Genomic DNA, 20,406 nt, shown 5'->3' with positions numbered 1-20,406 from the left:
GCCACATCCCCGGAATCCGCACCGGTGAGCGGCCCGTTTCAGCCCCGCGGCGCGAGCACCTCGGTGCCGACGAACGGGACCAGCGCGGCGGGCACCCGCACCGAGCCGTCGGCCTGCTGGTGGTTCTCCAGGATCGCCACGATCCAGCGGGTGGTGGCCAGCGTGCCGTTCAGCGTCGCCGCGATCTGCGGCTTGCCGTTCTCGTCGCGGTAGCGCACGGCCAGGCGGCGCGCCTGGAAGGTGGTGCAGTTCGAGGTCGAGGTGAGCTCGCGGTAGGTGCCCTGGGTCGGCACCCAGCCCTCGCAGTCGAACTTGCGGGCGGCCGAGGTGCCCAGATCGCCCGCCGCGACATCGATCACCCGGTAGGGCACGTCGATGGCGGCCAGCATCTCCTTCTCCCAGTCCAGCAGGCGGCGGTGTTCGGCGTCGGCCTGCTCGGGCGTGGTGTAGACGAACATCTCGACCTTGTCGAACTGATGCACGCGGATGATGCCGCGGGTGTCCTTGCCGTAGCTGCCCGCCTCCCGGCGGAAGCACGACGACCAGCCCGCGTAGCGCTTGGCGCCGCCGCTCAGGTCCAGGATCTCGTCGGCGTGGTAGCCCGCGAGCGGCACCTCCGAGGTGCCGACCAGGTACAGGTCGTCCTCGGCCAGGTGGTAGACCTCGGCCGAGTGCTGGCCCAGGAAGCCGGTGCCCGCCATGACCTCGGGGCGCACCAGCACCGGCGGGATCATCATGGTGAACCCGTTGGCCGTGGCCTTCTGCGCGGCCAGCTGCAACAGGCCCAGCTGCAGCAGCGCGCCGTAGCCGGTGAGGAAGTAGAAGCGCGCGCCCGACACCTTCGCGCCGCGCTCCATGTCGATCAGGCCCAGCGATTCGCCGAGTTCCAGGTGGTCCTTGGGCGTGAAGTCGAATTCGCGTGGCGTGCCGACGGTTTCGAGCACGATGAAATCGTCCTCGCCGCCCGCGGGCGCGCCCTCCTGCACGACATTGGGAATGGCGCGGTGCGCGGCGTCCAGATCGGCGTCGGCGGCGTGCTGGGCTGCCTCGGCCTCCTTCACCTTCACCGACATCTCCTGCGCCTGCGCGAGCAGCGCCGGGCGCTCCTCCTTGGACGCCTTGCCGACCAGCTTGCCCATCGCCTTGTGCTCGGCGCGCAGGTTGTCGGCCGTGGCCACTGCGGCGCGGCGGGCGGCGTCGGCCTCCAGCAGGGCGTCGACGAGCGCGGGGTCTTCGCCACGCGCGCGCTGCGAGGCGCGCACCGTCTCGGGGTCCTCCCGCAGGAGTCGCAGGTCGATCATGGGGAATCAGCGTAGTCGGCGGCCCGGGGCGACTTCATCCCGATATCCGCCGCGCACCGACACGCCCGCCCGGTGGCGGGTTCGCGCCGATCTGCCCAGTTCCGGGCCGCGAACCCGGCCGCGACGCGCATAGTTGGCTGGTGGGTACGACTTTCGACGCGACGACCATCGACGACGCACTGGCCGATCTGTCCGCGGGCGAGCGGACCTGGGCCGCCACCCCGCTGCGCGAGCGGGCCGAACTGCTCGACCAGATCCACAAGCGCACGGGTCGCTTCGCCGCCGACTGGGTGCGGGCGGCGCGCGCCGTCAAGGATCTGCCGGAGGACTCGCCACTGGTCGGCGAGGAGTGGATGTCGGGGCCGATGACCCTGCTGCAAGCCACGGCGGCGCTGGCCGACACGCTGCGCAAGCTGGACGCGGGACGCAGCCCGCTCGACGGCGTGACGCTGGGCAGCGCGCCGGGCGGACGCGTGTCGGTGCCGATTCTGCCGCTGGACCTGTACGACCGGCTGCTGCTGAGCGGATTCAGCGGCGAGGTGTGGTTGCGGCCCGGCGTGGACGAGGCGACCGCGCGCCGCGACGCCGGACTCGCGCAACGTGATCCGGCGCAGACCGGCGGCATCGGCGCCGTGCTCGGCGCGGGCAACATCACCTCGATCCCGCCGCTGGACACGCTCTACGAACTGTTCGCCCACAACCGCGTGGTGGCGCTCAAGCTGAACCCGATCACCGATCCGCTGTTCACCGTGTTCGAGATGGTGTTCGCGCCGCTCATCGAACTCGGTGTCGTGCGGATCCTGCTCGGCGGCGCGGAGGAGGGCGGCTATCTGGTGCGCCATCCGCTCGTCGCGCACGCGCACATGACCGGCAGCGCGCAGACCCACGACGCCATCGTGTGGGGCACCGGCGCCGAGGGCACCGCCAACAAGAAGGCGGGCACCCCGCTGCTGGACAAGCCGATCACCAGCGAGCTGGGCGGGGTGTCGCCCACCCTCGTGGTGCCCGGCGAGTGGTCCGACGCCGATCTGGCCTTCCAGGCCGCCCACATCGCCACCCAGCGGCTGCACAACGGCGGCTACAACTGCGTCGCCGCCCAGGCCGTGGTGATCGCCGCCGACTGGCCCCAGCGCGACCGCTTCCTCGACGAACTGCGCACCGCGCTGGAACTCGCGCCGCAGCGCACGCCGTACTACCCGGGCAGCGACAAGCGGGTCGCCGACGCACTCGCCGCCTATCCGGCGGCCGAACGGCTGGGCCAGGGCCGGGTGCTGGTGGAGGGCGTCCCGCCCGCCGAGAGCCCGCTGCTGAACACCGAGTACTTCTCGCCCGTGCTCGGCGTGGTGGAACTGCCGGGCCGGGGCGGCGAATTCCTGCACCGCGCGGTCGATTTCGCCAACGCCGAACTCACCGGCACGCTGGGCGCCAACGTGCTGGCCCAGCCCGCCGTGATCCGCAGGCTGGGCACCGCGTTCGACCGGGCCCTGGAGCGGCTGCGCTACGGCGCGATCGCGGTGAACGCCTGGACCGGCCTGGCGTTCCTGGCCCCGCGCGCCAGCTGGGGCGCCTATCCCGGACACACCCTCGACGACGTGCAGAGCGGAATCGGCGTGGTGCACAACGCTTTCCTGCTCGACCACGTGGAACGCACCGTGGTGCGCGGGCCGTTCCGTCCCGCGCCGCGCTCGCTGCTGGCCGGTGAACCCGCGCTCTCCCCCAAACCGCCGTGGTTCGTGGACAACGCCACCGCCGCCGAGACCGGGCGCAAGCTCACCGAGTTCTACGCCGGGCGCGATCCGCTGCGGCTGCCCGGCCTGTTCCTCTCCGCGTTCCGCGGGTGAGCGGGCGGATCCGGCCTGGTCGTGGCACCGCGGCGCGGACGCTGCCATGATGGAGCGCGATGTCCCCCGATGATGTGACCAAGCCCTCCGGTGCGCCGGGGAAACCCCGCCGCGGTGCCGGGCGCCGGGGCAAGGCCGCGCGCCGCCGCCCGGCGCTGCCGGATCTGCACCTGTCGGCGTCGAAGCTGCGCTGGGGTCTGCTCGCCGTCGCCGCGGGCGCCGTGGTGACCGCGCTGGTCACGCTGTTCGTCACCGGATTCGAGAACGAGAGCGGCCTCGAGGCGCACAGCCCGGCCCAGCCCGCGCACACCGTGCTCGACAAGGAGTTCGGCACCGCCGCCGCGGGCGACTGCCTGAGCTGGACCAAACCCGACCGCAGCGATCTGGTGAAGGTGGCCTGCGAGACCAGGCACATGTTCGAGGTCGCCGCCGAGATCGATATGAGCAGGTACCCGGGCGTCGAGTTCGGCCCCGGCTCCCGCTTCCCCGACTCGCTGCGGCTCACCGAGCTCAAGGAGGAGCACTGCACGCCCGCCGTGCAGCGGTACATGGGCGGCAAGTTCGACCCGCGCGGGCGCTACGTGGTCGGCCTGATGTACCCGAGCCCCGAGGGCTGGAAGAACGGCGACCGCACCCTGCGCTGCGGCCTGCAGTTCTCGGCCAGCACCGGCACCCCGCTGCCCATCGAGGGCAGCGCCACCGAGCAGGACCAGTCGAAGGTGTTCGCGGCGGGCACCTGCCTGGGCATCAACCAGAACCTGCCCACCGATCCGGTGGACTGCGGGCAGGAGCACGCGGTCGAGATCGTCTCCACCGTCGACCTGGCCGCCCGCTTCCCCGGCGGGCCGCCCGCCAAGGAGGAGCAGGACCGCTACGTCGAGGAGCAGTGCGCGAAGGCCGCCACCGACTACCTCGGCTCGCCGACCGCCATCCGGGACAAGACGCTCACGCTGTTCTTCGACTACCTGGACGCGCGCAGCTGGCTGGCGGGCAGCCGGAAGCTGGACTGCATGATCGGCAAGGGCACCGACCGCGAGGGTTTCGCGCCGATCATCGGAACGGCCAAGGGCGACATCCTCATCGACGGCCAGGCGCCCGTGCCGCCGCCGAACTCCGGCCGCTCCACCCCGACCCCGCTGCCGGGCGCCGCGCCGCTGCCCCCGCAACCGCAGCCGCAGCCGAGGTAGGTCCGCGACAACCCATGGCGGTCTCCATGTCCGAGGACCGGTTCGAGGAACTGGTCTCCGATGCGCTCGACCTCATCCCACCCGAGCTGACCGGCGCCATCGACAACGTCGTGGTGCTGATCGAACCGCGCGATCCCGAGGATCCGCACCTGCTCGGCCTGTACCGCGGCATCGCATTGACCGAACGCGACAGCCACTACGGCGGGTCGCTGCCCGACACCATCACCATCTACCGCGAGGCCATCCTGGAGATCTGCGGCACCGAGGAAGAGGTGGTCGAAGAGGTCGCGATCACCGTGATCCATGAGATTGCACACTATTTCGGCATTGACGAAGACCGGCTCCATGAGCTGGGATGGGGCTAGTCTTAGCAGGGTTGCGGGTGCGAGCCGCGTCATCACGACCGACACGGTGCGCAGGGGAGCATCAGCAGCTGGCAAGATCGCTGTAAGAAGTAGGGGATTCGATGGAACCGAACGAGGAGCCGTCGCGTCCTAACACTCGTAGGGGGAATTCTCGTGGTTCCGCCCCATAGCCGCCACTAGAAGGAGTCGAGTCATGGTTGGCCACGTATCCATCACACCCGAGCTCGTCCTCGCCGCCGCCGCCGAACTGGACCTGCTGGCCGACCGGCTGGCCGCCGCGGCCGCCGTGACCGGCCCCGCGACGCACGTGCTGCCCTCCGGCGCCGACGAGGTCTCGCTGCTCGCCGCCCAGCACTTCAACCGGGCCGCGGGCACCCACGACCACGCGGTCGCGCAGGGCATCCTCGAGCTGCACCACGCCGCCAACGTGCTGCGTTTCCAGCTCGCCACGAATGTCGCCGAGGACATCGCCAAGTCGGCCGTGATGAACGCCGTCACGAACACCATCGTCTGACGCGCGAGCCACCGAGAACGCAGGGGAGAAACAAGCATGACCGCAGGAATCACCGGGGTGTTCTGGCTGCCCCGCATGGCCGAGTTCAATTCCGTCGCGCTGAACACGGGCGCGCACGCCATTCCGATCTCGGCCGCCGCCACCGCGTGGGGCGCGCTCACCGGGGCCTGGGTGGACGCCACCTTCACCGTCACCCGCGTGATCGCCGAGCTCGGCATCGGCATGCAGGGTGTCAACGGCATCGCGGCGCTGTCCAAGCTGATCCCGTTCACCAGCTGGGCGGAGCAGCAGGGCGTGATGGCCGCGACGATGGGCACCAAGGCCGCCGCCAACGCGACCGCCTACACCGTCGCGTCGCTGGCCATGCCCAGCCTGCCCGAGATCGTGGCCACCAACGCCGCCGTCGTCGCGGCCGCGAACCCGGCGGGCGCGGTGTCGGGCGCGTTCCCCGCCGCCGAGGCCGCCAAGCACGCCATGGACATCCGCGCCGCGCTGGTCATGGAGACCTACGAGGCCGCCACCACCGCGACCGTCACCACGCCCGGCGAGTTCGCCGCGCCGCCGTCGATCGCCCAGGGCGCGGGCGCCGCCGACCCGTCGGCCGTGGAGAACACCCCCCAGGGCGGCGACCTGGTGCAGACCGCGATCTCCACCGTCGCGTCGCTGGCCAATAACCCGGGTGTCGCGGGTGCGGTCACCCAGGCCGCCAACGTGGCGGGCAGCATCGCCACCGGCGGTGTGAGCACGGTCGGCAACCTCGGTGGCAGCGTGATCGCGGCCGCCACCAGCGCCGCGGCGCCCGCCGCCCCGGCCGCGCCGATGACCATGATGGGTGCGGGCGTGCCCGCAGGCGGCGGTGGCTCGAGCACCCGCGCGGCCAACTTCACGCCGACCTCGGTGAACTTCAACAACACCTCGCTGAAGCTGCCCGACGGCTGGGGCACCGGCCTGCCGCTCGGCGCGGCCGCGGCCACTCCGGTCGCCGACGTGGTCAAGGTCGACGGCGCGCCCGTCCGGCCGGCCGCCACGGGTCCGGCCAGCCCGCTGCTGGGCAGCGCGCGCAGCGGCGAGGACGACGAGTCCGAGCACAAGGCCGCCGACTACCTGCACGGCGACCACTTCTCCGACGGCCGCTACACGGCCGACGGCGTGATCGGCGCCGAACCCGCCGGGACGGCTAAGTGACCGTCCTCGGCGCGGGTCGCGACCCGTCGATGCTCGGCGGCGTCGTGCTCTCGCTCGACGAGATGCAGTACCTCCTGGAGAAACTGCAGTTCGACGAGCTGCCCATCGTGCTGCAAGCGATGGGCCGGTACGACAACGAGACCGACCACAACGCATCGATGGACGTGGCCGCCCGATCGCTCGCCGACCGGGACCTCCTGGTCGACGGCGTGGTGCACCGGGACGTCGAAGACAGGCTGCGCACGCTCTATCGCCCGCACTGGGAGTTGGCGTTGCGGCTGGTCGTCGACGGACAGGTGAGCAGGCTGTGTCTGGCGAAGGGTGACGATCTGGTGGTCGTCGCCCTTCGCGGCGCGGAGTCCTACGTCATCGACGAGGTGGACGAGGATCTGCCGGGCCCGATCGTCGCGGCCCTCGGCCCGGCCGAGGCGCTCGAGTTGGAGAGCATGAACGCCCAGACCGAGCTGCTCGCACCGATTTTCGGCGATGCGGGCGACGCCGCGGCCACGGCCAACCGGCTCGCGCAGGTGTGCACCCCGAACCGGGATGCGCAGAAGCTGGCCTCGGCACTGGTCGACATCCAGTCGCACGCGCAGATCTCGGCGATCGTGCACGGTGACGGCACCCGCGATATCGCGGAGAACCACATCGCGCTGTTCAACACCCGGGGCGGCCGGATCATCCTCACCTCCAGCGTCGCCGACGACGGGATCAAGTGGTCCTCGATCAGTTCCGGCACCCAGGCGCGGCTGCGCACCGCCATCCAGGATCTGATCAACTCGCTCCCCGAGCGGGAAGAGTTCCCGACGATCATCACCGAGCCGTCCTGACGGCGCGGCTCAGCCCATCGGGTCGGTACCGATGGGCGAGGTCTCGAAGCCGAACGGCGGCACGAACCGGCCCCAGCGGGCCAGTTCCCAGCCGCCGTCCCGGCGCGGGATCAGCTCGATGGTCTCGGTGTTGTCGAGCAGGTTGTCGGTGGTGAACGGTGGCGCCACGCCGGTGAGTGTGCGCGCCACCAAACGCATTGCGGCGCCGTGATTCACGAGCAGCACGTCGCCCCCGCCCGCGTCGGGCGTCAGGAACGACGTGCGCAGCGTGTCGATGACGGGCAGGAAGCGTTCGAGCACTTCGTCACCCGACTCCCCGCCCGGCACCCGCACGCCGAGTTCGCCGGCGTGCCAGGAGCGATAGATACGCTGGAAGGTGCGGTGCGACTCCACGTCGTTGAGCCCCTCGAGCGCGCCGGCCTGCACCTCGTGCACCCCGTCCAGCACATCGGCGGAGACGCCGGTGGCCTCCTCGATGTAGCTCGCGGTCTGGCGGGCCCGCAACGCCTGCGAGGTGAGCAGGATGCGCGGCGGCACGACCAACCGGGACCCGAACGTCTTCGCCTGCGCCGCACCGCGTTCGGTGAGCGGCAGCCCGGGGACCTTGGTGTCGAGGATCCTGGCGACGTTGCCCTCGGTCTCGCCGTGCCGCACCAGGATCAGCTTGCCCGGCGTGGTGGTCACAGGTCCGCCACCCCCTTGCGCAACTGGGTGAGCCACTGCGCCGCCTCCTCGTCGGACGGCGGCGGCGTGCCGGTGGCCGACGTGGCGGGCCAGGAGCCGAGGAAACGGATGCGCGCCGTGCGGTGCAGTGCCTTGAGCGCCTCGGCCACGGCGGCGTCATCGATGTGGCCCACGCAGTCCAGGTAGAACCGGTAGGTGCCCAGACCCGTTCGGGTGGGCCGGGATTCGATCCGGGTGAGGTCGATGCCGCGGGTGGCGAACTCGGCGAACGCGCGCATCAGCGAACCGGGCTCGTTCGGCAGTTCCAGCACGATGGAGGTGCGGTCGGAGCCGGTGGCGGCGGGCGCCACGCGCGGCCGGGTGACGAGCACGAACCGGGTGACGGCCTGGTCGTGGTCGGCCACGCCGACGGCCAGCGCGGTGAGGCCGAGGCGCTCGCCCGCCAGGGCGGTGGAGACGGCGGCGTCGGCGTGCCCGGCGGCCACGTCCTCGGCGGCGGCGGCGTTCGACGCGGACGTATAGGGGCGGGCCTCGGGCAGGTTGCGCGCCACCCACATCCGGACCTGCGCCGCGGCCACCGGGTAGGCCGCCAGCGACCGCACGTCGGCCAGGGTGGTGCCGGGCCGCGCCACGATGGTGAAGGTGACCTCCAGCTCGGTTTCCGCGACGATCTGCAATCGCGGGCCGAGCGCGAGCGAATCCAGGGTGGCCGAAATGGAGCCCTCCACGGAACTCTCGATCGGCACCACGGCACCCTCGACCTCGCCGGACCTGATCAGATCCAGCGCGGCCCCCTGACTGGGCGCGGGCACCCGCTCGACGGGCCCGTCGAAGGTCCCCGAGTTCTCCAGGTCGGCGAGGGCCATCTCGGTGAAGGTCCCGGACGGCCCGAAATACGCGATGCGCGGCACTCCTACGACATTACAAGCGCCACCGAGCGGCGAACCCACATCGCCGCGACCCACGCGGCTGTTCACCCGCCCGACGCCCCCTGATCCCCGAATCCGCCCTCGGAACCCAGGCTGTGGTGACGCCGATGATCCTCCCGGGCGGGCATAGCCCCGCCACAGTCGCGCTGGTCCTGACCGATCAGACGAGCCATGGACCCGTGCGGCCACCGGACGGCCGCGGTCACGCACGCCACCGCCGAACGGACGGGCCGCACAACCACGCGACCATGGCAGGGGCGCAGCCGCGCGGCCCGCTGTCGAGTCGACCAGCCGCACACGCGCCCAGCCATGAACTCGGGCACAGTCGCGTGCTCGCGGCCGAACCGACCGGCCGTGGCCAGCCAGAGCCAGAGCTGAGCCGGGTCGTCGCCGCCGAGCGGGCGAGGCATGCGTGCGGCCACACCCCGGCCGCAGCTGCGGGAGCCGCCGCCGATCAGATCAGCCGTGCACGCACGCGGCCACGGCTCGCGCGCAGCCGGGCACGCCACCGAGAGGACGAGTCGTGCACCGCAGCAGTTGCGGGGTCGCAGCCGAACAGATGAGCCGTGCGCGCACACGGCCTTGGCGCGGCGAAGGCTGCGGTTCAGGGGCGCGGCAGAGGCTGCGGTTCAGGGTTCGAGGACGGCCAGGTGGGCGCGGACGGTGTCGGGGGCGTCGGTTTCGATCGCGCGCAGGATGCCGCGGACGGCTTCGACGGCCGGGGGTTTTAGGCCGGTGAGGAAGGGGAGGTCGGGGGTGGTGAGGGCGGTGCGGATGTCGTCGCCGCAGAGGGCGGCGGCCGTGGCGGCCAGAACGGCGAGGGCGCGGTCGCCGTGGGAAGTGCGGGCGATGTAGCCGGTGTCGGTGTGCGCGATGCCCGCGAGGAAGTCGGCGATCTCGGCGTCGGGGGCGTCGGCGTCCAGGACCGGGATGCCCGCCGGACTCTCCCCCGGAGCCCGGATCAGGCCGTCCAGCAGACTGCGCCGAGCCGGAGTGCTCAGGGAGATCAGCACGGGTTCGCCCGGGGTCGGAGCTGCCATGCGACCACCGTAGCGTCCCGGGATGTGGAACCGGCACGGGCGTAACGCTTGCAGATCAGGGCAACCTCACTTAGGTTAGGGTTACCTAATCAACGTCACCGCCGCCACCCGGAGGTCCGCATGCCGAAATCGACCGTCGCGCCCACCACCGCCGAGCGGGTCCGCAGCGCGTGCGCGCAGTCGGACCAGGCGGTCCTGGCGCTGCCCGGTATCGATCCGACGCCCACCTCCCTGCACCACGTCCGCGGCTGCGGCGACGTGGTGGTGGCCGTGCCCACCGGCTCGCTGGCCGCGGTGATGACGCACAACTTCGGCCCCGGCGGCGCGGCCGCCGTGCTCGAGCTCACCGACCACGCCCCGCTGCCGCTGCGCGAGCCGGTGCGGGCGCTGGTGTGGTTGCGCGGCACCGTGCGCGCGGTGCCCGCCCAGGCCCAGCGGGTGCTCGCGGGCGAGGTGGCCAAGGACAACCCCGACCCAGCGCTGCTCGACGTCGGCCACACCTCCACGCTGCTGCGGCTGGTGATCAACACCGCCGTGGTGGCCGACTCCACCGGCGCGGAATCGGTGTGCGTCGAAGAGCTGCGCACGGCCCGCCCGGATCCGTTCTGCGAGCTGGAATCGGCCTGGCTGCAGCACATGGACACCGACCACGCCGACGTCATCGCCCAGCTCGCGCGCCACCTGCCGCCGCGGCTGCAAACCGGTTCGGTGCACCCGCTGGCCATCGACCGCTACGGCGTCACTCTTCGCGTCGAAGGCCACGACGGCGACCACGACTTCCGCCTGCCCTTCTCCGCCCCGGCCGACGACGTCGAATCCCTGAGCCGCGCCGTGCGCACCCTGGCGGGCTGCCCCTTCCTGAACGGGCTGCGCCGCATCTGAGGTCGGCCGGGCGGTGTCCCCCCGGTAGCGCCGCGAGTCCACCCGTGCGACGCGCACCGGCCGGGTGGTTGGTACCGCACCGGCGATCGGGCTCGGGAGATCTTGCCACGACCTGCACGTCGATCCGCGCTCGGCCGTCGAACCGAGTGCGACGACCCGACTCACGACCGTGCGGGTGGTCGGGCGCCCCGCGCCACCACGAGCTCGTGTCCGACCGGAGCCGATCCGGCTGCACACCGGACGCCGCCGCGCTTCGACGGGCCGCCGCCCAACCTCCTCCCTCGCGCGCTGATTAGATTCGACGGCATGCGCGGTGAGGTGAAGGCCGGTACCGACGGGCCCTCGGAGCGGGAACGGCGGGAGATCCGGATCGAGATCGCCATCGTCCTGGCGGTGACGTTCGGGCTCAGCGGGCTGCGGGCCGCGCTCTCCCTGATCAACGCGGCGCTCTCGCCGGAGGGCGTCGGGGGGCGCACCGTCGCGCTCAACGTCTCGCGGTCGGAGCACTCGCTGCTGGACTTCCTGTTCCAGCTGGTGGGTGTGCTTCAGCTGATGGCGTGGGGTGCGCTGGGGCTGTACCTGTTGTGGCGCAGCGGATTCGGGCCGCGCGCCATCGGACTCGGACGGTTGCGGGTGCGCGGGGATGTGCTGCCCGGCGTGGTGCTGGCGGCGATCATCGGGCTGCCCGGCCTGGCGCTGTACCTGATCGCGCACGCCGCGGGCGTCAGCGTGACGATCGTGCCGAGTGCGCTCGACGAGCACTGGTGGCGGCTGCCCGCGCTGATCCTGTCGGCCTGCGCGAACTCGGTGGCCGAGGAGGTGGTCGTGGTGGCGTACCTGATCACGCGGCTGCGCAGGCTCGGGTGGTCGGAGAATTCCTCGCTGCTGGCCTCGGCGCTGCTGCGCGGCAGCTACCACCTGTACCAGGGGATCGGCGGCGGGCTGGGCAATATCGTCATGGGCCTGGTCTTCGGCCGCTACTGGCAGCGCACCAACCGCCTGTGGCCGCTGATCCTCGCGCACGCCCTCATCGACGCCGTCGCCTACCTCGGCTACACCGCGCTGCAGGGGCGCGTCTCCTGGCTGCCGTGACGTCGACGGGGCTTGCCGCGCGGCGGTAACGGAAACACCCGACGCGGTGATTCCCAGGAAAGCGATCCAGCACCGCCCGATCAGTAAAGTCAGTGAGATGAACGGCGACGACCCCCGCGACCCGCGGCCGCGCCGGGTCCCGCCGCCGCAAGGGGGGCCCGGCGTGCCGCGCCGCCCCGCGCCGGACGCTCGCAGTGGCCCGCCTCCGAACGAGCGCCCCCGGCACGAAGATTTCCCGGGCGCGCCGCTCGACGGGCGCGAACAGAGCCCCCGGAGGGGCGACCCGCAGGTGCGCCGTCCCGCCGATCCGGCCATTTCCGCGCACGACCGCGATCCAGGCCGATCACAGCAGGATCGTCGGCCCGAGTACAACGGCCGTCCTGTCGATCCGGCGCACCTCCAGCGTGACCGTTCTCGGCATCGCGAGGGTCGTCCCGCCGGTCCGGCGTATCTTCCGCGCGACCGTCGCCCCGCCGACCCCATACATCGGCCCGCAGATCGCCAGCCCGGCCATCCACACCCCGCCGGACCGGCACAACCGCCGCAGAGCAAGCGCCTCGGTCCACCGCCGCGCGACCCGCGCCGGACGCCTCCGGCCGCCGACCCCGGCTTCCCCGGCGCGAACGACCCGACGGTCTCCGCCCATCCGCGCCACATCGAGCCGACCGCCGTCCTCCGGCGCGACGGCAGCGAACCGCAGCCCCTCGCCTATTCGCAGATGGCGAAGGAGACCTCCCGAGCCGAGCCCGAATACCAGCCCACGCAGCGGCCCGAACCGTTCCGCGACGCCCCGCCCCCGCCGCCACCCACGCGACAGCCCAGACGCGCCGCTCCCCCGCCCGCCGCTCCACCCGCGAAGGTCAAGCGGCGGCGCAAGCGGCATCCGTTCCGCTGGTTCCTGGCGATCCTGCTGCTCCTGGTGATCGGCATCGTCGCGGCGGTCTTCCACCTCGACGGCAAACTCACCAGGATCGACGCGCTGGCGAACTACGCCGACCGGGTGGGCGACACGCCGGGCACCAACTGGCTGCTCGTCGGCTCCGACGGCCGCGGCGACCTGTCCCCCGATCAGGAACGCGACCTGTCCACCGGCGGCGACACCGGCCCGGAGCGCACCGACACGATCATGCTGGTGCACATCCCGAAATCGGGCGCCACCACGATGGTCAGCCTGCCGCGCGACTCGTACGTGAGCATCCCCGGATACGGCCGCGACAAGCTCAACGCCGCCTTCGCCTTCGGCGGCCCGCAACTGCTGGTGCAGACGGTGGAGATCGCCACCGGCCTGCGGATCGACCACTACGCCCAAATCGGCTTCGCCGGGTTCGCCGACCTCGTGGACGCGCTCGGCGGCATCGACGTGTGCCTGCCGAATCCGATCGACGACCCACTGGCCGGCATCAATCTGCCCGCTGGCTGCCAAGAGTTGAACGGCACCGAGGCGCTCGGCTTCGTGCGCAGCCGCGCCACCGCGCTGGCCGATATCGACCGGATGCACAATCAGCGCCTGTTCATGGCGGCGTTGCTGGAGAAGGCGACCAGCGGCGCGACGCTGGCCAACCCGTTGCGGCTGTGGCCGCTGGCGACCGGCATGACCGGTTCTCTGAAGGTCGACGAGGGCGACCACCTGTGGGATATCGCGCGGCTGGGCTGGGCCATGCGCGGCGACACGGTCGCGACGACGGTGCCGATCGCCGGATTCGAGGACGTGTCGGGCAGCGGAAATGTGGTGTTGTGGGACAGGACCCGCGCCGGTGAGTTCTTCGCGGCACTCGCCGAGGACCGACCGGTGCCGGAGGCGCTGCTCACCAGGTAGCGTCGAAGTATGCCCGACACCGAAGTCGCCCAGCCCTTTCCGGCGCTGCTGCGCGAACAGATCCGGCACGCCTTCACGCTGGCGCAGCAGTATCTCGCCACCGCCGTCTACTTCGACAGTCTGCGACTACCGCAGCTGGCCGGCCACGGCTACGGCCGTGCCGAGGAGCATCGCGCGCACGCGCTGCGCATGGTGCAATACCTGCTCGACCGGGATCTCCCGGTGCGGGTCGGCGGCCTCGACGCGGTGCGCGACGATTTCGAATCACCGCGCGCCGCGGCCGCTTTCCTGTTGGAGGCCGAGCGCGGCTACACCGCGCGGGTGACCGCGCTGGCCAAGGCCGCGCGCGACGGCGGGGACTACCTCGGCGAGCGATTCATACAGTGGTTCCTGAAAGAACAGGTGGACAACGTCGCGCGGATGACGACGTTGCTCACCGTGCTGGATCGCGGTGACGACAATCTCTTCGATGTGGAACAGTTCGTGGCGCGCGAGTTACGGAACGGCTCGAAGCCGGATGTCGCGGCGCCGAAAATTGCCGGGACAGCAAACATTTGAATTAGGCAATACTAGCCTCAATAAGGGTGTACTTGGATGACACGCGCTCTGACCAGCGATAATGTGGCGGCATGTCCAGCCAATCCGAGTCCCCCCGTAGCAAATTCCACAGCCTGCTCCACGATCAGATCCGGCACGAATTCAATGCCGAGCACCAGTACATCGCGATCGCGGTCTGGTTCGACAACGCGGATCTGCCCCAGCTGGCCAAGCGCTTCTACGCCCAGGCCGTCGAGGAACGCAACCACGCCCTGATGATCGTCCAGTATTTCCTGGACCGGGATCTCAGCGTCGAGCTGACCGGCGTCGACGGTGCGAAGTCGCACTTCGACAATGTGCGCGAGCCGATCGCGCTGGCGCTGTCGCAGGAGAAGACCGTCACCGATCAGATCATCCGGCTCGCCAGCACCGCCCGCGAAGAGGGCGATTATCTCGGCGAGCAGTTCATGCAATGGTTCCTGAAGGAGCAGGTGGAGGAGGTCGCGAATATGACCACCCTGCTCAATATCGCCGACCGCGCCGGCTCGAACCTGTTCGATCTGGAGAATTTCATCGCGCGGGAAATGAACTCCCCGTCCGATGCCTCGGGCGCCCCCGCGACCGCGGGCGGTTCGCTCTGACGCGAAATGCGTGCTGACACGGAAATACTCGGCGTGGAAACGGGCCCGGTTCGTCGCGACGAACCGGGCCCGTTCACCGACCGAGGTCGTGTGTCACTCGGCGCTCAGGCTGCTGAGCAGACCGACAAGCAGCTCCAGAATGGCTTCCATGGTGTTCCCTACTTTCCTCATCTCTCGGCGAGAGGTTCCTCGCCGTCACCGCGAGCGGTGATGTGACGAACGTAACCGAGGGCGAGTCAGAAAGAAGTGTTTTTCAGAAAATTTCTCCGGGAAATTGCGGCGCTCAGCGCAGGGTGACCTGACGCGACCGCAGCCCGTCCCTGGACCGCCGCTCGTCCGAGGTCAGGGGCTCCTCGGAGGCCAGTGCCTCGGCCAGCCGGGCCCCGAACGCCGTCGCGGGCTCCACCCATTCGCTCGGGTGCCGCTCGCGATCCAGGTCGAACACCGGTACCAGCAGGCCGTGCGTGCGGAACGATCCCGCGAAGCGCGAACCCTCGCCCAGGTGCAGCCCGCCCGCGGCGTGCAGCCGGGCCAGCGCCAGCATGAGCGCGTCCTCGTCCTCGGGGCGCAGCCAGCGCACATGCGCCTTCTCGCCCGCGTCCACCCACCAGGCCGCGCCGATCGCGTCCGCGCCCAGATCCAGCCGCGCCGAGGGCATGATCGCCTGCTTGGCCTGCTCGATGGTCGCCGCGACCTGCGGGTCGGGGCTGACGCCCTCGGGCACCCACCAGTCGAAGTCCTGGTGCACGGTCAGTTCCAGATCGGCGCCCGGGTCGATGACGTCGGCCAGGCGCGGACCGCCCGCGACGGCCTCCACCGAGTTCAGCGAATCGCCCGGCTCGGCCGACTGGGTCCACAGGATGGCGGCGGCCAGATCGGAGGCCGGGTCGGCGCCCTGGAACTGCACCTGGGTGGCCACGTAGCCGACCGGATCGTCGCCGGCGCGCACCAGCGCGGCCACCGCGCCGGGTAGCACGGTGCCCAGCACGACCGACCGCTCGGCGCCCACGCCGGGCGTCAGCTTCAGGGTCGCGGTCGCCGACGGGACGAACTCCCGCAGTGCCACCAGATCGCATTCGGCGGCCAGCCCCGCGAAGGGACGGGTGACGACGCTCGCCGCCTGCTCCAGCGCCGCCTTGCGCTCGGCGAGACGCTGCGCCCGGTTCCCTCCGGGCTTCGGACTGTTGCGCTTGCTCTTACCCACGAGCGCACAACCTACAGGGTTGGCGGCGTCACACCCCAGCGCGGCACGGCGGGGCCGCGGGAAAGGACCGGTCAGGCGGCCGCGAGCAGAGCTTTCGTGCGGCCGGGATGGTTGGTCGCCACCCAGCTCACGCCCAGTTCGGCGCACAGGCGCACGTCGTCGGGGTCGTCGACGGTCCAGCAGTAGGTGGCGCGACCGGCGGCGGCCGCCTTGTCCACCAGGTCGGGGTGGTCGCGCAACGTCTTCACCGACGGGCCCACGGCCGTCGCGCCCACGGTGGTCGCGGCGCCGCCGCCCAGGTAGCGCGACGACTCGCCGAGCAGCACGGTCGGCAACAGCGGCGCGGCGCGGCGGATGCGCCAGACGGCCGTGGCGGCGAACGACATCACCACGGCGCGCGAGTGATCGGCCGAGGCGGGCGTCGCGATGCCGAAGCGCTGGAGTTCGGCGAGCAGCTTGCTCTCCACCAGCGCGCCGTAGCGCACCGGGTGCTTGGTCTCGATGAACAGCTTCGTCGGCCTGCTGCGCCAGTCCAGCACCAGCTCGATGAGCTCGTGCAGGGTGAGCACGTCGGCCGGTTCACCGTCGGCGCCGAAGTCGAGTTCGCGCAGTTCGTCGAGCGTCATCTCGCTGACCAGGCCGGTGCCCGAGGAGGTGCGGTCGACGGTGCGATCGTGCACGCACACCAGGTGCCCGTCCCTGGTCAGCCGGACGTCGCACTCGACGCCGTCGGCGCCTTCCTGCAGCGCGAGTTCGTAGGCGGCGAGCGTGTGCTCGGGACGTGCCGCCGAGGCGCCCCGGTGCGCGACGACGAACGGTGCGCGACTGCCCTGGCTCACTTGGCCACAACCTCCTCGTGCCTGCGGTCGCCGTCCGCAGCGGCGTCGGTATCCAGATCCTCGGCGATCTCGGCCTCGGCCGCATCCCGGGTGGGCGTGTCCGGCGCGCCGCCGGGGTGCACCGGCTCGATGACGGGCACCGCCGGATCGACGGCCATCACCCAGCGCCGCGACCGGCGCGAGCGGCCGAACAGGTCGCGGCCCTCGAAGAGCCGGACCGTCCACAGCGTCAGTATCACCAGGCCCGCGGCGTAGCCGTCGGTGAACGCGGCGAACAGCACGCCGTCGGCCTGGACCTGCAGCGAGTCGGCCGTGCGCCACAGCAGCGCCGCCCCGGCCAGCAGGCCGCCGACGATCCAGGCGCACCACCAGATCCGCCCGGCCCGGCCCGCGCGCGGATCGTCGCGCCGCTGGGCCAGTTCGGCCAGGTAGATGCCCGGCCACACCAGGTTCACGACCGGGATCAGGGAGCCGAGCGCCAGCGTGGTGGGGCTGCGCGGATCGCTGTGCCCGGCGGCCTCGAACGCGGCGCGACGCGTCTCGATGAGCCACAACAGCAGCGCCACGGCGCTGCCCAGCGCGAAGACCAGCGCGCCGATCGAGCTGATCAGCACGAAACCGTCGGAGAGCAGCAGGGTGAGCGGGTCGATCAAACGGGTGCGGTTGACCAGCAGGATCGCGTAGCGCAGCAGTTCGGCGACGGCGGCGAGCACGAACAGGCCCGCGGTGACGAGCAGCAGCGGGGCGAGCGCCCAGCGCGCGGTGCGCGAGGGCGCGTGCTCCACCTCGACGGCGGGTTCGGGCGGCAAATCGCGCAGGCCCCAGCTCGGTATGAGCGCGTAGCGCGGCGTGGGCGTGCGCGGGGTCCCGGCCGGGGCCGGTTTGCGCGTGCGATGGTCGGGGCGGCGGGCGACCCAGCGGTAGTTGCGGCGTTCGGCGGGGGCGTCGATGGGGGCGGGCGAGAGCAGCACGCCGCGGCAGCGCGGGCACCAGTGCATGGGGCTGCCCTGGACGGTCCAGCGCGCGCCGCACCGCGCACAGGGTTGCACCACCGTACTCATGGCCTGGCCTCGCAATCGGTCAGTAGATCTTCGCCGGGTGGTCGCCGTCGGCGACCAGGGGCCTGCCCGCCTGCTGCCAGGCCACCATGCCGCCACTCACGTTCACGGCCTCGAAGCCGACGTGGGTTCAGATACCGCACCACCTCGATGGAACGGCCGCCCTGCCGGCAGATGACGTAGAGCTCGGCGTCGTAGTCGAGTTCCTCGGCGCGGGCGGGCACGTCGGCCATCGGGATGTGGACAGCTCCCGGCGCGTGCCCGAGTTCCCATTCGTCGGGCTCGCGCACGTCGAGCAGGATCGCCCTGGCCGGGTCGGGCCGCGCGGTGTCGTCGAATTCGCCGGGGACGGCCGACACCGGCACCGACGGAATCTCGGAGCTCGTCACACGTCGATCCTGCCATGGTCACCGCGTCGCGGGGAGTAGCGGTGGCACCGTTACGGATGCCGGTCGTTCGCCAGGGGGAATTACATACCTACGGTTTGTTTTCACGGCGATCCGCTGTATCCACAGCCCGTTGTGCGGCCGCCTGTGCATATCTTCGTCAGAGTTATCCACACAATCCACAACTTGATCCACAGGCGGTGGCTATCGTGTCGCCCGTCACCCACAGGGCGGGGCTATAAGCAAACTCTTGGCGAATCCGGGATGAACGGGATCGGGACCCACCCGGCGCGGCCGGTGCCGCTCGTCGAGGCGCGCGCCCGCGAGGACCGGATCCGGGACTCCCCTCCTTGTCATCCCGGAGCCGGCCGGTGCTTCGGCGCCTCGGAACCGCAGCCGTGCGGGTCCCGACATCTACTTGGACGCCGTCCACACCCGATCGGTTCCATAAAAACGAGAACACTAGCGAAAAACTGAAATACCGGGTTCCAGCTGCGGCGGTAGGTAGCCTGGGTCACATGAACGTGAGCAGGGGGCTACTCGACGGACTGGACACCAACGGACTCAACACCGCGATCTCCGAGGCCACCTGCCTCGGGCTCGAGGTCGACAAGGACGCGGCGACGCTGCGCCTGGACCTCACGGTGCTGACACTGCCCGCCGACGGGGCCGACCCGCGCGAGCATCAGGTACGCATCACCTTCACCGGCGTGAGCCGGGTCGCCGCCTCGCTGCGCATCCAGCGCTGGGACGACATCGAGGCCGAGGTGCTGCCGCTGCAGCTGGAGGGTCTGGACGAGGCCGTCCGCAGCTTCGGCGGCGGCAGGCTGCACGGCTGGGAGTTCATCGACCTCGACGACAGCGGCTGGCAACTCTGGCGCGAACTGCTCAGTTTCGACACCAAGATCGAGGACCGCATCCCGGCGCACGTGCTGGAGTTCTCCCAGGAGGAGGGCATCGATCCGCGCGAGCTCGACGTGCGGGTCTGGTTCGACAATATCGTCGTGCACGACGCCAAGGGCAAGGAGATCGCGCCCGCCGACTTCATCGCGGGCGGCGTCCGCTGGTGGAAGGCCCACGACGCGGGCGACCCCCGCACCCTCCGGCCGGGCATCATCCCCCCGCTGTAGGACGAGTTCCCCACCGCCGCGCACCCCCTGGATGCGCGGCGGTTTCGTGTGCGCACCGTTTCGTTCCGCTCACACGGGTACGAACCACTGCGTGAAGTTCTTCCGTGCGATGGAATGTGGGGGCACGCGGCCCGGTTGGTACGGAACGGGTGTACGAATGATGGTTGGAAGTGCCCATATTTTCCGGGCGCGCACAGCCCGACATAGGAAGGGACATCGTGGCTGAGTACACGCTGCCAGATCTGGACTACGACTACAGCGCTCTGGAGCCCCACATCTCCGGGCAGATCAACGAGCTGCATCATTCCAAGCACCACGCGGCCTACGTCGCGGGCGCCAACACGGCCCTCGAGAAGCTCGAGGCGGCCCGTGAGGCCGGCGACCACGGCGCCATCTTCCTGTACGAGAAGAACCTGGCGTTCCACCTCGGTGGTCACGTGAACCACTCCATCTGGTGGAAGAACCTCTCCCCCAACGGCGGTGACAAGCCGGTCGGCGACCTGGCCGCCGCCATCGACGACCAGTTCGGTTCGTTCGACAAGTTCCGCGCGCAGTTCACCGCCGCCGCCAACGGCCTGCAGGGCTCCGGCTGGGCCGTGCTGGGCTACGACACCCTCGGCCAGAAGCTGCTCACCTTCCAGCTGTACGACCAGCAGGCCAACGTGCCGCTCGGCATCATCCCGCTGCTGCAGGTCGACATGTGGGAGCACGCCTTCTACCTCCAGTACAAGAACGTGAAGGCCGACTACGTCACCGCCTTCTGGAACGTCGTCAACTGGGAAGACGTGCAGAACCGCTTCGCTCGCGCCGTAGACCAGGGCAAGGGTCTGATCTTCTAGCCCGCCTCTCCGCGTTTTTTCGCCGGTCGCGGGTGCCTCGGTCGTTCCTGACCGGGCTGCCGGATCGCCGACGTGCCGAGTTCTGGGCGTACCCGACGAGTTACCC

General features: G+C 70.9%; 21 protein-coding genes and 1 pseudogene. 13 read left to right on the top strand and 9 right to left on the bottom strand.

The window, feature by feature from the left end; all coding sequences use genetic code 11:
• Positions 1–38 precede the first annotated feature (38 nt).
• Positions 39–1,301 carry a serine--tRNA ligase gene (gene serS / locus DFR74_RS15290; RefSeq protein WP_067509838.1) on the bottom strand — a complete coding sequence of 421 codons (1,263 nt, stop codon included), beginning with the start codon at positions 1,299–1,301 and terminating at the stop codon, positions 39–41.
• 140 nt (positions 1,302–1,441) lie between these two features.
• Here serS and DFR74_RS15285 point away from each other — a divergent pair, with 140 nt between their 5' ends.
• From DFR74_RS15285 to DFR74_RS15260, 6 genes are all read left to right on the top strand, one after another.
• On the top strand, positions 1,442–3,142 hold the full coding sequence (locus DFR74_RS15285) for an aldehyde dehydrogenase family protein (RefSeq protein ID WP_067509840.1): 1,701 nt from the start codon (positions 1,442–1,444) through the stop codon (positions 3,140–3,142).
• 59 nt (positions 3,143–3,201) lie between these two features.
• The gene (locus DFR74_RS15280) at positions 3,202–4,329 is read left to right on the top strand and encodes a septum formation family protein (RefSeq protein WP_067509842.1); all 1,128 of its coding nucleotides are present in this window, start codon (positions 3,202–3,204) and stop codon (positions 4,327–4,329) included.
• Positions 4,330–4,343: 14 nt separating this feature from the next.
• Complete coding sequence (locus DFR74_RS15275; RefSeq protein WP_067509844.1) at positions 4,344–4,694, top strand: metallopeptidase family protein; 351 nt, start codon at positions 4,344–4,346, stop codon at positions 4,692–4,694.
• Positions 4,695–4,887: 193 nt separating this feature from the next.
• Positions 4,888–5,208, top strand: a complete 321-nt coding sequence (locus DFR74_RS15270) for a PE family protein (RefSeq protein WP_067509845.1) — start codon at positions 4,888–4,890, stop codon at positions 5,206–5,208.
• 36 nt (positions 5,209–5,244) lie between these two features.
• Positions 5,245–6,393: a PPE domain-containing protein gene (locus DFR74_RS15265; protein WP_067509847.1), complete on the top strand. Its 1,149-nt coding sequence runs from the start codon at positions 5,245–5,247 to the stop codon at positions 6,391–6,393.
• Entirely contained in the window at positions 6,390–7,223 is an 834-nt protein-coding gene (locus tag DFR74_RS15260) for an ESX secretion-associated protein EspG (RefSeq protein WP_232331768.1), read from the top strand. The genes DFR74_RS15265 and DFR74_RS15260 overlap by 4 nt, the downstream gene beginning before the upstream one ends.
• Positions 7,224–7,232: 9 nt before the next feature.
• On the opposite strand, the gene DFR74_RS15255 is transcribed toward DFR74_RS15260, so the two are convergent.
• The 3 genes from DFR74_RS15255 to DFR74_RS15240 form a co-directional block, all read right to left on the bottom strand.
• Positions 7,233–7,907: a histidine phosphatase family protein gene (locus DFR74_RS15255; RefSeq protein WP_067509849.1), complete on the bottom strand. Its 675-nt coding sequence runs from the start codon at positions 7,905–7,907 to the stop codon at positions 7,233–7,235.
• A complete protein-coding gene (gene pheA / locus DFR74_RS15250) occupies positions 7,904–8,818 on the bottom strand; it encodes a prephenate dehydratase (protein WP_067509851.1) in 915 nt (304 codons plus the stop codon). Before pheA ends, DFR74_RS15255 begins: the two co-directional genes overlap by 4 nt.
• A 647-nt stretch (positions 8,819–9,465) precedes the next feature.
• Positions 9,466–9,876 (bottom strand): hypothetical protein, encoded by a 411-nt coding sequence (locus tag DFR74_RS15240; protein ID WP_067509854.1) that lies wholly within the window; start codon positions 9,874–9,876, stop codon positions 9,466–9,468.
• 120 nt (positions 9,877–9,996) lie between these two features.
• Here DFR74_RS15240 and DFR74_RS15235 point away from each other — a divergent pair, with 120 nt between their 5' ends.
• Together DFR74_RS15235 and DFR74_RS15230 are read left to right on the top strand one after the other, a co-directional pair.
• Complete coding sequence (locus DFR74_RS15235) at positions 9,997–10,758, top strand: DUF2470 domain-containing protein (RefSeq protein WP_067509855.1); 762 nt, start codon at positions 9,997–9,999, stop codon at positions 10,756–10,758.
• Between the two features lie 306 nt (positions 10,759–11,064).
• Positions 11,065–11,850, top strand: coding sequence for a CPBP family intramembrane glutamic endopeptidase (locus DFR74_RS15230; protein WP_067509857.1), 786 nt, complete (start codon positions 11,065–11,067; stop codon positions 11,848–11,850).
• A gap of 343 nt (positions 11,851–12,193) precedes the next feature.
• Here the strand turns inward: DFR74_RS15230 and DFR74_RS37140 are convergent, their stop codons facing one another.
• Complete coding sequence (locus tag DFR74_RS37140; RefSeq protein ID WP_157115839.1) at positions 12,194–12,364, bottom strand: hypothetical protein; 171 nt, start codon at positions 12,362–12,364, stop codon at positions 12,194–12,196.
• Between the two features lie 204 nt (positions 12,365–12,568).
• On the opposite strand from DFR74_RS37140, the gene DFR74_RS37135 reads away from it, so the two are divergent.
• The 3 genes from DFR74_RS37135 (at position 12,569) to DFR74_RS15210 (ending at position 14,844) form a co-directional block, all read left to right on the top strand.
• Positions 12,569–13,666: an LCP family protein gene (locus DFR74_RS37135; RefSeq protein ID WP_067509907.1), complete on the top strand. Its 1,098-nt coding sequence runs from the start codon at positions 12,569–12,571 to the stop codon at positions 13,664–13,666.
• 9 nt (positions 13,667–13,675) lie between these two features.
• Positions 13,676–14,224, top strand: coding sequence for a ferritin (locus tag DFR74_RS15215; protein WP_067509909.1), 549 nt, complete (start codon positions 13,676–13,678; stop codon positions 14,222–14,224).
• A 71-nt stretch (positions 14,225–14,295) separates the two neighbouring features.
• Complete coding sequence (locus tag DFR74_RS15210) at positions 14,296–14,844, top strand: ferritin (RefSeq protein ID WP_067509910.1); 549 nt, start codon at positions 14,296–14,298, stop codon at positions 14,842–14,844.
• A 283-nt stretch (positions 14,845–15,127) separates the two neighbouring features.
• Here the strand turns inward: DFR74_RS15210 and DFR74_RS15205 are convergent, their stop codons facing one another.
• From DFR74_RS15205 to DFR74_RS15190, 4 genes and pseudogenes are all read right to left on the bottom strand, one after another.
• Positions 15,128–16,048 carry a DUF5926 family protein gene (locus tag DFR74_RS15205; protein ID WP_067509913.1) on the bottom strand — a complete coding sequence of 307 codons (921 nt, stop codon included), beginning with the start codon at positions 16,046–16,048 and terminating at the stop codon, positions 15,128–15,130.
• 71 nt (positions 16,049–16,119) lie between these two features.
• Positions 16,120–16,887, bottom strand: a complete 768-nt coding sequence (locus DFR74_RS15200) for a glycerophosphodiester phosphodiesterase (RefSeq protein ID WP_067509915.1) — start codon at positions 16,885–16,887, stop codon at positions 16,120–16,122.
• A complete protein-coding gene (locus tag DFR74_RS15195) occupies positions 16,884–17,948 on the bottom strand; it encodes a DUF4328 domain-containing protein (protein WP_084537747.1) in 1,065 nt (354 codons plus the stop codon). Before DFR74_RS15195 ends, DFR74_RS15200 begins: the two co-directional genes overlap by 4 nt.
• A gap of 19 nt (positions 17,949–17,967) precedes the next feature.
• Positions 17,968–18,334: pseudogene (locus tag DFR74_RS15190) on the bottom strand (rhodanese-like domain-containing protein).
• A 515-nt stretch (positions 18,335–18,849) separates the two neighbouring features.
• Here DFR74_RS15190 and DFR74_RS15185 point away from each other — a divergent pair.
• Together DFR74_RS15185 and DFR74_RS15180 are read left to right on the top strand one after the other, a co-directional pair.
• Entirely contained in the window at positions 18,850–19,461 is a 612-nt protein-coding gene (locus tag DFR74_RS15185; RefSeq protein ID WP_067509917.1) for a hypothetical protein, read from the top strand.
• Between the two features lie 218 nt (positions 19,462–19,679).
• Positions 19,680–20,300, top strand: coding sequence for a superoxide dismutase (locus DFR74_RS15180; protein ID WP_067509919.1), 621 nt, complete (start codon positions 19,680–19,682; stop codon positions 20,298–20,300).
• Positions 20,301–20,406: the final 106 nt, after the last annotated feature.

The sequence above is a fragment of the Nocardia puris genome (assembly GCF_003315035.1).
Lineage (GTDB): Bacteria > Actinomycetota > Actinomycetes > Mycobacteriales > Mycobacteriaceae > Nocardia > Nocardia puris.
This window is presented reverse-complemented; position numbering and strand designations above follow the sequence as displayed.